Source organism: Aquibaculum sediminis (genome assembly GCF_040712085.1).
Lineage (GTDB): Bacteria > Pseudomonadota > Alphaproteobacteria > Kiloniellales > DSM-21159 > Aquibaculum > Aquibaculum sediminis.
Genome location: NZ_JBFCVK010000002.1, coordinates 202,618 through 216,291 on the forward strand (window position 1 = coordinate 202,618; position 13,674 = coordinate 216,291).

Below are 13,674 nucleotides of genomic sequence, written 5' to 3' on the forward strand. Positions count from 1 at the left end.
GTCGCCCGGCGTGCTCCTGCCCACATAGATGCAAGATGCGTGCCAATATGCCGAACGAGACGAAGTCAGCCGTCTGTCGGACTGTGACGCAACTGACTGCCTGCGAAGGTAGCAGCCTGCTCAAGGAATGGGCAATGCGCCTTCTGTGCAACCGGTCTGCCGCGTGGCTTCCACCGCGCTGTGGAAAAGCTTGAGCGCTGCGATGGCACGGTTATGCTCCGATGACCAATGCGTCTTAACGGTGGTGGTGGACAGGTAGGCAAGCGATGGCGGGTGACGTGACGGCGAAGGGGGACGCTAGAATCGAGAAGGTGTCCCACAGGATCGAGGAAAGCCGCGAGGAACTGGTCGCCCTGACCCAGCAGCTGATTCGTATTCCCACGGTCAACCCGCCGGGCGACGCCTATCGACCCTGTGCCGAGTTGGTGGGTGAGCGCCTGCGCAAGCAGGGCTTTTCCATCGAGTATCTGCGCGCCGAAGGCGCGTTGGGCGACAGCGATCGCTATCCGCGCACCAACGTTGTTGCCCGCATCGAAGGCGAGGGGCCGGGCGAGACGGTGCACTTCAACAGCCACATCGACGTGGTGGAGGCCGGGAAGGGCTGGGCCTTCGATCCCTTCGAGGGAACCGTGGCCGACGGGCGGGTCTATGGCCGCGGGGCCTGTGACATGAAGGGTGGCCTGGCCGCCTCGATCATCGCCGTGGAAGCGCTGTTGCGCGAAGGCATCCCGTTCCGCGGCGCCATCGAGATTTCCGGGACCGTCGATGAGGAATCCGGCGGCTATGCCGGCGTGGCCTGGCTGGCGGAGCGCGGTTACTTCTCCAAGCCGCGGGTCGACCACGTCATCATCCCGGAGCCGCTCAACGTCGACCGCGTGTGCCTCGGCCATCGCGGAGTCTGGTGGGCCGAGGTGGAAACGCTGGGCCGCATCGCGCACGGCTCCATGCCCTTTCTCGGTGTCTCGGCCATCCGCAACATGGGGATCTTTCTCGACCTGATCGAGCGCGAGCTCTATCCCGAACTGGACCGGCGCCGCACCCAGATGCCGGTGGAGCCGGAGGGCGCGCGCAGCTCCACCTTGAACTTCAATTCCCTGCACGGCGGCCAGGCCGAGGGTTTCGACGGCCTGCCGAGCGCCTGCGTTGCCGATTCCTGTCGCCTTGTGCTCGATCGGCGCTTCCTGATCGAGGAATCGCTGGAGGAGGTGCGCGGCGAAATCGAGGGGCTGCTGCAGCGCTTGCGCGCCGAAGTGCCGGACTTCGAGTATCGTCTGCGCGAACTCTGGTCGGTGCTGCCCACCATGACCGACGAGGACGCGCCGGTGGTCAGGGCGCTTGACGAGGAGATTCGCCGGGTCCTGGGCAAGGAGCCGCAGCACATTGCTTCTCCCGGCACCTACGACCAGAAGCACGTGGCCCGGATCGGGCACCTGCACGACTGCGTCGCTTATGGCCCGGGCGTGCTCGATCTGGCGCATCAGCCGGACGAATGGGTGGGCATCGACGACATGGTGGCTTCCGCAAAGATCATGGCGGCAGCCACGCTGCGCCTGACCGGCACGCTTCGGGACTGAACCGCGAGAGGGAAGCTAGGGACGATGCCCGTCGGATCACGCAATCTGATCACCGACGTTCCCGGTCTCACAATCGGCAACGCCGAGGACCACAGGGTGCGCAGCGGCGTGACCGTGATCCTGCCCGATCAGGCCTGCCCGGCCGCGGTCGATGTGCGTGGCGGCGGCCCGGGCACGGCGGAAACCGACCTGCTCGACCCCGCGGCCACGGTGCCGCAGGTGGATGCCCTGGTGCTCTCCGGCGGCTCGGCCTTCGGACTGGAGGCCCGTGCCGGCGTGGTCGGCTGGCTGGCGGCCCAGGGGCGCGGCTTCGAGGTGGCGGGCATGCATGTGCCCATCGTTCCCTCGGCGATCCTCTTCGATCTTATCAATGGCGGCGACAAGGACTGGGGCGAGACCCCGCCCTATCGGGCCCTGGGGCGCGAAGCCGCCGTTGCGGCTGGGCATGACTTTGCGCTCGGCAACGCGGGTGCCGGGCTCGGCGCCAAGGCCGGCGCACTCAAGGGAGGACTGGGCAGCGCCTCTTGGGTTCTGCCCGATGGCACGACTGTCGGCGCCCTGGTGGCTGTGAATGCCCTGGGCAGCGCCGTTGAGCCGGAAAGCGGTGCCTTCTGGGCCTGGATGCTGGAGCAGAACGGGGAGTTCGGCGGCCATCCGCCGCCTGCGCATCCCGTCGCAAGCCTTGATGCAACAGTGGGCGACGCGCTGCCGCAGGCCGGAGCCAACACGACCATCGCGGTGGTGGCGACCGATGCGCGCCTGGACAAGGTCGGCTGTCGCCGTCTGGCGGTGATGGCGCAGGACGGATTGGCCCGCTCCTTGCGGCCGGTGCATTCGCCGCTGGACGGCGATACGGTCTTTGCCCTGTCAACTGGACAGCGCCCGGGGCCGGACGTGGTCGATCTGGCGCGCCTGGGGCGCGTCGCAGCCGACTGCCTCGCCCGCGCAGTGGCGCGCGGTGTCTGGGCGGCCGAGAGTCTTGGGCCCTATCCCGCCTGGCGGGAGCGCTATGGCGCTGCGGCGGAGAGCGCCTGACAGGGGAGGATAGGGCAGATGAAGAGAGTCAAGAAACAGGGGGTAGTGATGAAGCCATCAATGACGTTGCTTTCGGCCACAGCGCTGACTGCGGTACTGGCCGCGGTCTCGCCGCTGCAGGCACAGGCCCAAGGGGATGAACTGGTGCTGGGCATGCCCATCGAGCCGCCCAACCTCGATCCCACCAGCGCGGCGCCGGTGGCGATCCGCGAGGTCACCTGGCTCAACCTCTACGAGGGCCTGGTACAGATCGACCGCAATGGCGAGGTGCAGCCCCTGCTGGCGGAGAGCTGGGAGGTCTCCGAGGACGGCCTGAGCTACACTTTCCAGCTGCGTGAGGGCGTGACCTTCCACGACGGCAGCAGCTTCGAGGCCGAGGACGTCAAGTTCGCCTTCGACCGCGCCCGCTCACCGGACTCCACCAACGCGCAAAAGCAGATCTTCGCGCCGATCGAGGAGATCGAGACTCCCGATGACCACACCGTGGTGATCACGCTCTCCGAGCCGTCGGGCAACTTCCTCTACTACCTGGGCTGGGGCGATGCGGTGATCGTGGGGCCGGAAAGCGCCGAGACCAACCAGACCGATCCGGTGGGCACCGGTCCCTTCCGTTTCGACGAGTGGGTGCGCGGCGACCGGGTGGAACTCTCCCGCTACGAGGGTTACTGGAACGCCGATGCGGTGCATCTGGACCGGGTGATCTTCCGCTTCATCAACGATGCCCAGGCGCAGGTTGCCGCGCTGCGCGCCGGTGACGTGCACGCCTTCCCGAACCTCGGCGCGCCGGAACTCTTTGCCGAGTTCTCCGACGATGAGCGTTTTTCCGCTGTTGCCGGCAATACCGAGGGTGAGATCGTCGCCGGTCTCAACAATCAGCGGCCGCCCTTCGACGACGTGCGGGTGCGCCAGGCCCTGATGCACGGCATCGATCGCTCGATCCTGATCGAGGGGGCCTATGCCGGCTTCGGCCAGCCCATCGGCAGCCACTTCTCGCCCAATCATCCGGCCTATGTGGATACCAGCGATGTGCTGCCCTACGACCCCGAGCGGGCCCGGGAGTTGCTGGCCGAGGCGGGCCATGGCGACGGCCTGTCGCTGACGCTGAAGACACCGCAGATGGCTTATGCCAGCCGCTCGTCCGAGCTCATCGCTGCGCTGTTGGCCGACATTGGCGTGCAGGTGGAGATCCGCCCGACCGAGTTTCCCGCGCAGTGGATCGAGGAGGTCTTCTCCAACAAGGACTACGATATGACCATCGTGGCCCACACCGAGCCCCTGGACATCGATATCTATCAGCGGGATGGCTACTACTTCCAATACGAAAATCCCGACTTCAAGGCCCTGATCGAGGAGATCAGCGTCACGCCGGACGAGGCCGAGCGCTTCGAACTCTATGCCCAGGCGCAGCAGACACTGGCCGAGGACGTGCCGGCGCTCTTCCTCTTCCAGCTGCCAAAGCTGGGCGTGTGGGATGCGCGTCTGGAGGGCTTGTGGGAGAGCACGCCGATGCCGTCCAACGTCGTGCGCGATGTGCGCTGGATCGAATAGCGGCGATGCCTGCTGTGTGTCCGGCCGCCTGGGCAGGCGAACAGGCGGCCGTGACGCGGCTGTGAAGCCGGGGGCTGCAAGGCCGGGTGCTGTGAGGCCGGACAGGGCATGATCTTTCTGTTGTTGCGGCGTTTTACGGCACTGGCCATCACGCTGCTGCTGGCCTCGCTCGCGATTTTCCTGGTGCTCGAGATCCTGCCGGGCGACCCGGCGGCGATCATGCTGGGCACGGAAGCGCGCGAGGACACGCTGGCCGCCCTGCGCCGCGAGATGGGGCTCGACCGCCCGGCCTACGAGCGCTACCTGAGCTGGCTCGGTGGCGCGCTGAGCGGCAACCTGGGCCTCTCGATGACCTACAAGGTGCCGGTCGCCGAACTGGTGGCCGACCGCCTCGCGGTCACCTTTCCCCTGGCCTTCCTCGCCATCGTGATCTCGACCGCCATGGCGGTGCCGCTGGGCGTGTTCGCGGCGGCCAACCACGAGCGGCCGGCCGATCACGGCGTCATGCTGTTCAGCCAGATCGGTGTGGCCATTCCCAACTTCTGGTTCGGCCTGCTGCTGATCCTGTTCTTCTCCAGCTATCTGGGTTGGTTCTCTGCCGGCGGTTTTCCGGGCTGGGACGATCCCGTCGCGGCGCTGAAAGCCTTACTTTTGCCGGCAGTGGCCCTGGCGTTGCCGCAGGCGGCGATCCTGGCGCGGGTCACCCGCTCATCAGTGCTGGAGGTACTGGGCGAGGACTTCGTGCGCACCGCCCGGGCCAAGGGACTGACCCGGCGCGTCGCCCTGCGCCGGCACGTGCTGCGCAACGCCCTCATTCCCGTGGTCACGGTGATGGGCATGCAGTTCTCCTTCCTGGTGGCCGGCGCGATCCTGGTGGAGAACGTCTTCACCCTGCCGGGCCTGGGGCGGCTGCTGTTCCAGGCCATGAGCCAACGCGACCTGGTGGTGATCAAGGATGTGGTGCTGCTCTTCGCGGCGCTGGTGATCGTCGTGAACTTCCTGGTCGATCTCGCCTATGCCTGGCTCGACCCGCGCTTGAGGCAGGGGTGATGACGGCCTTGCGCACAGTCGCCCGCCACCCGACGCTGTTTCTTGGCGGGCTGGTCACCCTGCTCCTGCTGGGCACGGCTGTCGTCTCCCAGGTTTGGACGCCCGCCTCGCCGACCCAGATCCAGATCACCCAGCGTCTGGCGCCGCCGCTGCAGGCCGGCTTGCTCGGCGCCGATCACTTCGGGCGGGATCTCACCTCGCTGCTGATGGTGGGCGCCTGGAACTCGCTCTCCATCGCCTTCGTCGCCGTGCTGCTGGGCATGGCTGGGGGCGTGCTGCTCGGCACGCTGGCGGCCGCCTGGCGCGGTTGGGCGGAGGAGGTGGTGATGCGCCTGGCCGACGTCACCTTCGCCTTTCCGGCGGTGCTTTCCGCCATCATGATCGCCGCCCTGATTGGGCCCGGCGCGTCCACGGCGGTGATCGCCATCGGCGTCTTCAACATTCCGGTTTTCGCGCGCGTTTCCCGCGCGGCTGCGCTGCAGGTCTGGGAAAGGGACTTCGTGCTGGCCGCGCGTTCGGCCGGCAAGGGGCCGGTGCTGATCACGCTGCACCATGTGCTGCCCAATATCGCCGGGCTTTTGGTGGTGCAGGCGACGATCCAGCTTGCCCTGGCCATCCTGGCGGAGGCGGGGCTGTCCTTCCTGGGCGTGGGCATGCCGCCACCGCATCCCAGCTGGGGCCGCATGCTGAGCGACGCCCAAACCTATCTGAGCCAGGCGCCGCACCTGGCGGTTCTGCCGGGACTGGCCATTGCGCTGGCGGTGCTGGGGCTCAACATGCTGGGCGACGGACTGCGCGACATCATCGACCCGAAACTGAGGCGCAAGCGCTGATGCTGGAGGTGCGCAATCTCTCCGTGGGCATCGCCACACCGAGCGGCCCCCTGGCGCTGGTCGAGGAGGTGGACTTCCGCCTCGATGCCGGGCGAACCCTGGGCGTCGTCGGGGAGTCGGGTTCGGGCAAGTCGATGCTGGCGCTGGCCCTGATGGGATTGCTGCCGCCCGCTGCGCGCGCAAGCGGCAGCATCCGCCTGGAGGGTGACGAGCTGATCGGCCTGCCGGAGGCTGCCCTCTGCCGCATCCGCGGCAAGCGCATCGGCATGATCTTCCAGGAGCCCATGACCGCCCTCAACCCGGCCATGACCGTTGGCGAGCAGATCGCCGAAGGGGTGCAGTGGCACGAGAACCTGGGTCGCCGCGCCGCCCGGGCGCGCGCTCTCGACCTGCTGCAGCGCGTCGGCATTCCCGAGGCGGCGCGGCGCCTCGACGACTATCCGCATCAGATGTCCGGCGGTCAGCGCCAGCGCGTCGGCATCGCGATTGCGCTCGCCTGCCGGCCGCGGCTGCTGATCGCCGACGAGCCGACCACCGCGCTGGACGTGACCGTGCAGGCCCAGATCCTCGACCTGCTGGGCGAACTGGTGGCGGAGATGGGCATGGGGCTGATCCTGATCAGCCATGATCTGGGGGTCATCGCGGAAACGGCGGATGACACGCTGGTCATGTATGCCGGCATGCCGGTGGAGACCGGCAGCAGCGCGGCTATCTTCGCGCGGCCGGCTCACCCCTACACCCGCGGTCTCTTCCTGGCCATGCCCGGGCACGGCGGTGTGCCGGCCGGTGCGGGCCAGCGCCTGCAGACCATTCCCGGCAGCGTGCCCGAGCCGGGCCGCCGCCCGGGCGGTTGCCGCTTCGCCGACCGCTGCGGCTACGTGATCGAGGCCTGCCGCGCCGCGGTTCCGCCCTGGGAGGCGCTGCCCGACGGCCAGAGCGCGCGTTGCATCCGCCTGGAGGAACTGCCGTGAGCACGCCCGCCGCTATGCCATCGGGGACGGGTTCGCCCCTGCTGGTTGCCGAGGGCCTGGCGCGTCATCACCCGCTTGCCCGTGTCCATCCCTTCGCCGAGCGGCCGGTCTTCAAGGCGGTGGATGGGGTCGATCTCACCCTCGAACGGGGGGAGATCTTCGGCGTGGTGGGCGAGAGCGGCTGCGGCAAGTCCACCCTGGCCCGGCTGCTCATGGTCTTGGAGCCGGCGACCGCCGGACGCGTCCTCTTCGAGGGCGAGGATCTGCTGTCGCTCTCACCGGCAGCCCTGCGCCGGCGGCGGCGCGGTTTCCAGATGGTCTTCCAGGACCCCTACGGTTCGCTCGACCCTCGGCTGTCCGTGGGCCGGATCGTGGCCGAGCCTCTGCGCCTGCTCGCCGATGGCGCCGATGCGCCCAGCCGGCGCGAGCGTGTGGCGGCTAGCCTCGAGGCGGTGGGACTGCAGGCCTCCGATGCCCGCAAGTACCCGCACGAATTTTCCGGTGGTCAGCGCCAGCGCATCGCCATTGCCCGCGCATTGATCACCCGCCCGTCGCTCATCGTGGCCGACGAGCCGGTGTCGGCGCTGGACGTCTCGGTACAGGCCCAGGTGCTCAATCTGCTGCTTGACCTGCAGGAGAGCCACGGCCTGACCCATCTCTTGATCAGCCACAACCTCGCTGTGGTGGAGCAGGTCTGTCAGCGCCTGGCGGTCATGTATCTGGGGCGCTTCGTGGAGACGGGACCGACCGCCGAGCTGTTCAAGGCACCGGCCCATCCCTACACCCGGCTGCTGCTGGAGGCGGTGCCGAGCCCGGACCCGGCACGCCGACGCAGCCGCCGCCCGATCGCTGACCCGGCGCCGGCGCCCGCCGGTGGTTGCCCATTCCAGCCCCGCTGTCCGCTCGCGGTGGCGCGCTGCCGCAGCGAAGCCCCCGAACTGCGCCCCATCGCTCCCGGCCGACAGGTCGCCTGCCATCAGGTATAGTTGCTGCTCATCCAGATCAGGATGGGATAAGCGACATGGCCGTGAGCCGCGGTGATCTGGTCCGGCAGCTTCGTGAACTCGGCATCACGCCCGGCGATATCGTCATGGTGCACGCCTCGCTGCGCGCGCTAGGACCCGTGATGGGCGGACCGGCCGAGGTGGCGGCGGCCTTGGGCGAGGCCGTGGGGCCCGAGGGAAGCCTGCTGGCCGTCGTCTCATGGGAGCACTCGCCCTACGACGAAACGCTGAACGGCCGGCAGCTCTCGCCCGCCGAGCGGGAGACCTGGCCGGCCTTCGATCCTGCCAATGCCGCGCCCCATCCCAGCTTCGGCGCGCTCAACCGGTTTCTGGTGCAGATGCCCGGCTCGCGGCGCAGCGGCCATCCCGATGCCTCCTTCTGGGCCTGGGGAACAGCGGCCGATGAATTGGTGACGCCGCACGAACTGGGCAGCGGTCTGGGGCCGGGTTCGCCGCTGGAGCGCTTCGTTGCGCACGGTGGGCAAGTGCTGCTGCTGGGGGCGCCGCCGAATTCAGTGACGGTGCTGCATTACGCAGAGGCCTTGGCCGACATCCCGAACAAGCGCCGCGTGCGCTATGCCGTGCCGCTCCTTGGGCCGGGCGGCGGCAAGGTTTGGCGGGAGGTGGAGGAACTCGACACCAACGGCATCCTCGATTGCTATGCCGGGGCGGGGGCGCCGGATTCCATCGAGTTGATGGCGCGCGCCTACCTCGAGCAGGGCCGACACAAGGTCGGCCTCGTGGGATCGGCGCAGTGTCAGCTCATCGATGCGGCAGACATCGTGCGCTTCGGCGTGCAATGGCTGGAGGCGCGTCACGGGGCGGGGTGATGACTACAGCGCCGCCCAGCCTGGCGGGGGTTCGCGGCCCGGGTGTACTGCGCCGCAGTCGGCGCAGCGCCGGGCTTCTTCGTCGGCGTAGAAGGCGTCGAAGAGCGGCGGCAGGTCGGTGACGATGTTGGTCACCGGGACCTCGACGCGATGGACGCGGCTGCCGCACTCGAAACAGAACCACTCGAAGCCGTCCAGCGTTTGGGGCGGGCGCGGCGATTCCACCACCAGGCCGACGGAGCCCGGCACCGGCCGCTGCGGCGAATGGCGCACGTGGGGTGGCAGCAGGAAGACCTCGCCCTCGCGGATCGGCACGTCATAGATCGTCCCGCCTTCGGTGACCTTCAGCAGCATGTCGCCTTCGAGCTGATAGAAGAATTCTTCCACCGGGTCGTCGTGGAAGTCGACCCGCTGATTGGGGCCGCCGACCACCATGACCACCATGCCGGCCTCCTCGAAGACCAGCTTGTTGCGCACCGGCGGCTTCAGCAGGTGGCGGTGCCGCTCGAGCCAGTCGCGGAAGTCGAAGGGCTTGAGGCGCGGGTGCAGGTTCATTGTCATCTCTCCCGTCAGCGCTGCAGACCGCAGGCGGCGAAGGCCTCGCGGATGGCAGTCTTCTCCGCCTCGGTCAGCGGCAGCATGGGCCGGCGCACCGGGCCGCCCACCTGGCCCAGCAGTTCCTGCCAGTACTTTTGGTGCGCCTGCGGCTTGCCGCCGGGGCGCGTCGATTTGAGCGCCTGGCGCACCGGTTCCAGGCTGTCGCGCACCGCCCGGGCCTCCTCCGCCTTGCCGGCAAAGGCGAGGTCGGTGTAGTCGCGCATGCGCCGGTCCTTCGCGGTTTGCAGCAGGTAGGGCGGGGAGGAGCAGAGGTAGAGCTGCCAGCCCAGCTCCAGGATGTTGTCCAGCCACTCCTCCTCGGAGGCGGTGCTGACGATCAGCTGGTCGCCGGCAATCTCGGTGAGGCGGGCGTACATCTCCCGCGGCACGGAATACTTGATGGCCACCACGTTCGGCAGGTCGGCAATCCGCGCACAGAGCTCGGGGCTCATGAGATAGCCGCTGTCCGGGTGGCTCCAGAGCGCGATGCCGATCTCCACCTGCTCCGAGATGGTGCGATAGTACTCGAAGAGCGTCTCGTCGCGGTCGTTCACGAAGTGCAGGACCGGTGCATGCACCACGATGTAGTCGGCGCCGATGGCCTCGGCGTGCTGTGCCAGCTCGATCACCGTGTCCAGATTCTGATCGGAGCAGGACATGATGGTGCCGAAGTCGCGCCCGCCCGGGCGTTCCTTCGCCACCTCCACCGCCAGCTCGAAGCTGCGCTTGCGCTCAGGCACCGTCATGGAGAAGAACTCGCCCTGCTTGCCGGCGATGAAGACGCCGTCGATGCCGAGTTCGCCGGCCCAGTGGCGCAGGTTGGCCTTGAAGCCCTCCTCGTCCAGGGCGAGGTCGCCGGGCCGGAAAGGCGTCAGCGCCGCGGCCCAGATGCCCTTCATGTGCTCGCGAGCGTGGTCCTTGGCATCCTTGCGGCTGTAGCGCTTCATTCCTGTTCCTTTCGCAGTGCGCGCCAGAGCGTCTCGCTGCTCAGTGGCGGTTCGAGTATAGCCAGTTTGCGCGGCTTGAGGGCATCGAGCAGGGCGTTGAGGATCGCCGGCGGCGCTCCGATGCTTCCGCTTTCCCCCAGGCCGCGCGCGCCCAGCGGATTGCAGGGCGAGGGCGTGCTGTGGTGGCCGAGCTGCAGTGCCGGCATGTCGTCGGCGCGCGGCAGGGCATAATCCATCAGCGAGCCGGTGAGCAGCTCGCCCTCCTCGTTGTAGACCAGCCGCTCCAGCAGCGCTTCGCCAAGCCCTTGCGCGATGCCGCCGTGAATCTGGCCTTCGGCGAGCAGCGGATTGACCAGGGTGCCGGCGTCGTCGAGGTAGATCAGCCGCTCGATCCGTGCCGCGCCCGTCTCCTGATCCACGGCGGCCACGGCCAGGCAGGCGCCGAAGCCCCAGGCCTCTCCGGCGGCTTCGTAGACGATCTCGCATTCGCAAGCATCGTTGCTCTTGCGGGCAAGCTCGGCCCAGGAGACATGGGCGTCACGATTGCTGCTGTGCAGGCCGGCCTCGTCGGTCAGCACGGCCTCGGGCGCGCAGTCGAGCAGGGCGGCGGCCTGGCGGCAGGCCTGTTCGCGGCTGTTTCGCGCAGCCAGCAGGAGGGCGCTGCCGCCGATGGGTGTCGAGCGGCTGGCCAGGGCGCCGATGCCTGCCGGTGTTCGTGCCGTATCACCGTGCAGCACCTCGACCTGTTCCGGCGCGACTCCGAAGACCTGGGCGACGATCTGTGCGAAGGCGGTCTCGCGGCCCTGTCCCTGGGCGCTGGAGCCCGTGGCAGCGCGGATGCGGCCATCGGCCAGCAGGCTGACCCGGGCGCTTTCCCAGCCCTGGCCCGAAGGCTCCACATAGCAGGAAAGGCCGAGACCGACCTTTTCGCCTCGATTGCGGCGTTGGGCGATTTCCGCGCGCAGGGTCTCATAGTCGCTTTGCGCCGCCAGCTCCGTCATCAGCGCCTGGTAGTCGCTGGAATCGCGGCCGCTGGCGGGGTCGCCGGCCTGGGTGGGCGCGAGGTTGCGCCGGCGCAGCTCCAGCGGGTCCATGCCGAGCCGGTCCGCTGCTTCCTCCACCAGCCGCTCCAGCAGCAGGGCCGCCTCCGGCCGGCCGGCGCCGCGATAGATGCCGAGCGGCGCGGTGTTGGTGACGACCGCGCGGCTGGTGACGCTGTAGTCGGCAATGGCATAGGGGCCGGGCAGGATGCGCGCGGCATTCCAGGCCGGCACTGCACCGCTGAAGGGCATCCAGTAGCCGAGCGGAAAGAGGAAGTCCGCTTCGAGGGCCAGCATGCGTCCTTCGCGGTCCAGTGCCAGGGCGCCGCTGCTTTCCGCACCGCGTCCGTGGGTGCCGGACAGCAGTTCCTCGCCGCGGCCGGCCACCCACTTCACCGGCCGCCCCAGCAGCCGGGCGGCTTGGGCCACCACCACGTCCTCGGGATAGAGCGACGCCTTCAGCCCGAAGGCGCCGCCCACGTCCGGCGCGATGGCCTGCACCTGTTCCAGGTTGAGTTCCAGGATGGCCGCCATGTCACTGCGCAGGCGATGCGGTGTCTGGGTGCCGGACCAGAGCGTCAGGCGGGCCGCCTCGGCATCCCACTGCGCCAGTGTGGCACGCGGCTCCAGGGAACTGGGCGCAAGGCGCGGGTGGCGGATCTGCGCCTCGACGACGACGGCAGCGGCATCGAAGGCCGCGCGGGCGTCACCGAGGCTGTAGTGCCGCTCGAGCGCGAGATTGCCCGGCACCTCGGGATAGAGGCTGTCGCCCGCCAGCGCCGCTGTCGGCGTGAGCAGGGCGGGCAGCGGCTCGATGTCGAGGTCGATTTGCTCCAGGGCATCCAGGGCGGCGGAAAGGGTCTCGGCCACCACGGCGGCCACCGGCTGTCCCAGGGCCTGGACGCTGTCGCCGGCCAGGATAGGGAAGGGGGGTGGATTTACCGGCCCGCCGATGGGGTTCACCGGCAGGCGCCCGAGGCCGCGCACATCGGCCGCGGTCAGCACCGCCACCACGCCCGGCATCGCGCGGGCCGCGGCCCAGTCCAGGCCGGTGATGCGCCCGTGGGCAAGCGGGCTGCGCAGAAAGGCCAGGTGCAGGCAGCCCGGCGGCGCGTGATCGTCGATGAAGCGCCCCTGCCCGCGCAGCAGGGCGGCATCCTCGCGTCGCGGCAGGGGCTGGCCCATTACGCTGTCAGCCGGGCGATGCGATGCGGAGGAGGGCGGCGCGGACAAGGAGGCGGGTTCCCATTGAGATGGTCGGAGCCGGCGCAGTGTGGCGCAAGCAAGGCGGGAGGGACAACGCCCACGTCGCGGTCCCTTGTGCGGTCTCGTCGCAGCCGGGACGATGAGGTAGCTTTCAGGCCACTGAACGCACGGGAGATTGGCACATGCGCTTTGCCTTGATCGGCCAGGGGGCCATCGGACGTCTGCTGCTGCAGGAGGTCGCCGCCGGCAAGGCGCCGGGGGCTCAACTCGCTGCGATCCTGGTACGCCCGGGTCGCGCGGGCCGGAATTCCGAACTGCCGTTGGTCGACTCTTTGGACGCCCTGCTCGCCGCGAAGCCGGACGTGGTGGTCGAGGCCGCCGGCGCCGGCGCGGTTGCTGAGCACGGTGAGAGCATTCTCCAGGCCGGCATTGAACTGGCGGCGGCCTCGGCAGCAGCCTTGACCGATACCGCGCTGGCCGAGCGGTTGAGCACTGCAGCCCGGGCGGGCGGGACGCGCCTGGTGGTCCCGGCCGGCGCCATCGGTGCCATCGACGCACTGGCCGCCATGCGGTTGGCCGGCTTGCGGCAGGTCACCTACCGCGGGGTGAAGCCTCCGGCCGCCTGGCGCGGCTCGGCGGCCGAGGACCGCTGCGCGCTGGACAGCCTCTCGACCGCCACCACCTTCTTCAGCGGCACGGCGCGCGAGGCGGCGAGCGCCTTTCCCAAGAATGCCAATGTGGCGGCCATTGTCGGGCTCGCCGGTCTCGGCCTCGACGAGACCCAGGTGGAACTGGTGGCGGACCCCGCCGCCGGTGGCAATCGCCATGAGATCGAGGCCGAGGGCGTCACCGGGCGCATCAGCTACAGCGGCGAGGGCTATGCGGCGCCGGACAATCCCCGCACCTCTCTGCTGACCGTCTATTCCCTGCTGCGCTATCTGGCGAACCGGGAAGCGGCACTCGTCGTTTGATCGCTCACCTGTCCCTGCCATGCTTCCAGCACATGCGGCCCTTGCCGTGGCGTGCCTTGCTTCGCGCT

The 13,674-nt window shown here is 68.9% G+C and carries 12 protein-coding genes; 9 read left to right on the top strand and 3 right to left on the bottom strand.

Annotated elements, in window-relative coordinates; genetic code table 11:
- Positions 1–278: 278 nt before the first annotated feature.
- The 8 genes from ABZ720_RS03645 (at position 279) to aac(3) (ending at position 8,845) form a co-directional block, all read left to right on the top strand.
- Positions 279–1,574, top strand: a complete 1,296-nt coding sequence (locus ABZ720_RS03645; protein WP_366553917.1) for an acetylornithine deacetylase/succinyl-diaminopimelate desuccinylase family protein — start codon at positions 279–281, stop codon at positions 1,572–1,574.
- A 24-nt stretch (positions 1,575–1,598) separates the two neighbouring features.
- Positions 1,599–2,609 (top strand): P1 family peptidase, encoded by a 1,011-nt coding sequence (locus tag ABZ720_RS03650; protein ID WP_366553919.1) that lies wholly within the window; start codon positions 1,599–1,601, stop codon positions 2,607–2,609.
- Between the two features lie 60 nt (positions 2,610–2,669).
- Positions 2,670–4,157, top strand: coding sequence for an ABC transporter substrate-binding protein (locus tag ABZ720_RS03655; protein WP_366553921.1), 1,488 nt, complete (start codon positions 2,670–2,672; stop codon positions 4,155–4,157).
- 108 nt (positions 4,158–4,265) lie between these two features.
- Positions 4,266–5,207 carry an ABC transporter permease gene (locus ABZ720_RS03660; protein ID WP_366553923.1) on the top strand — a complete coding sequence of 314 codons (942 nt, stop codon included), beginning with the start codon at positions 4,266–4,268 and terminating at the stop codon, positions 5,205–5,207.
- Complete coding sequence (locus ABZ720_RS03665; protein ID WP_366553925.1) at positions 5,207–6,040, top strand: ABC transporter permease; 834 nt, start codon at positions 5,207–5,209, stop codon at positions 6,038–6,040. Before ABZ720_RS03660 ends, ABZ720_RS03665 begins: the two co-directional genes overlap by 1 nt.
- A complete protein-coding gene (locus ABZ720_RS03670; RefSeq protein WP_366553927.1) occupies positions 6,040–7,011 on the top strand; it encodes an ABC transporter ATP-binding protein in 972 nt (323 codons plus the stop codon). The genes ABZ720_RS03665 and ABZ720_RS03670 overlap by 1 nt, the downstream gene beginning before the upstream one ends.
- On the top strand, positions 7,008–7,997 hold the full coding sequence (locus ABZ720_RS03675) for an ABC transporter ATP-binding protein (RefSeq protein WP_366553928.1): 990 nt from the start codon (positions 7,008–7,010) through the stop codon (positions 7,995–7,997). Before ABZ720_RS03670 ends, ABZ720_RS03675 begins: the two co-directional genes overlap by 4 nt.
- Positions 7,998–8,032: 35 nt before the next feature.
- Positions 8,033–8,845, top strand: coding sequence for an aminoglycoside 3-N-acetyltransferase (aac(3), locus tag ABZ720_RS03680; protein ID WP_366553930.1), 813 nt, complete (start codon positions 8,033–8,035; stop codon positions 8,843–8,845).
- Positions 8,846–8,848: 3 nt separating this feature from the next.
- Here aac(3) and ABZ720_RS03685 read toward each other — a convergent pair whose 3' ends face one another.
- The 3 genes from ABZ720_RS03685 to ABZ720_RS03695 are packed head-to-tail and all read right to left on the bottom strand — an operon-like array spanning position 8,849 to position 12,614.
- Positions 8,849–9,400, bottom strand: a complete 552-nt coding sequence (locus tag ABZ720_RS03685; RefSeq protein WP_366553932.1) for a 3-hydroxyanthranilate 3,4-dioxygenase — start codon at positions 9,398–9,400, stop codon at positions 8,849–8,851.
- A gap of 14 nt (positions 9,401–9,414) precedes the next feature.
- A complete protein-coding gene (locus tag ABZ720_RS03690; RefSeq protein ID WP_366553934.1) occupies positions 9,415–10,389 on the bottom strand; it encodes a dihydrodipicolinate synthase family protein in 975 nt (324 codons plus the stop codon).
- On the bottom strand, positions 10,386–12,614 hold the full coding sequence (locus ABZ720_RS03695; protein ID WP_366553936.1) for a xanthine dehydrogenase family protein molybdopterin-binding subunit: 2,229 nt from the start codon (positions 12,612–12,614) through the stop codon (positions 10,386–10,388). Before ABZ720_RS03695 ends, ABZ720_RS03690 begins: the two co-directional genes overlap by 4 nt.
- 203 nt (positions 12,615–12,817) lie before the next feature.
- Here ABZ720_RS03695 and ABZ720_RS03700 point away from each other — a divergent pair, with 203 nt between their 5' ends.
- Positions 12,818–13,606: an aspartate dehydrogenase gene (locus ABZ720_RS03700; protein ID WP_366553938.1), complete on the top strand. Its 789-nt coding sequence runs from the start codon at positions 12,818–12,820 to the stop codon at positions 13,604–13,606.
- Positions 13,607–13,674 lie beyond the last annotated feature (68 nt).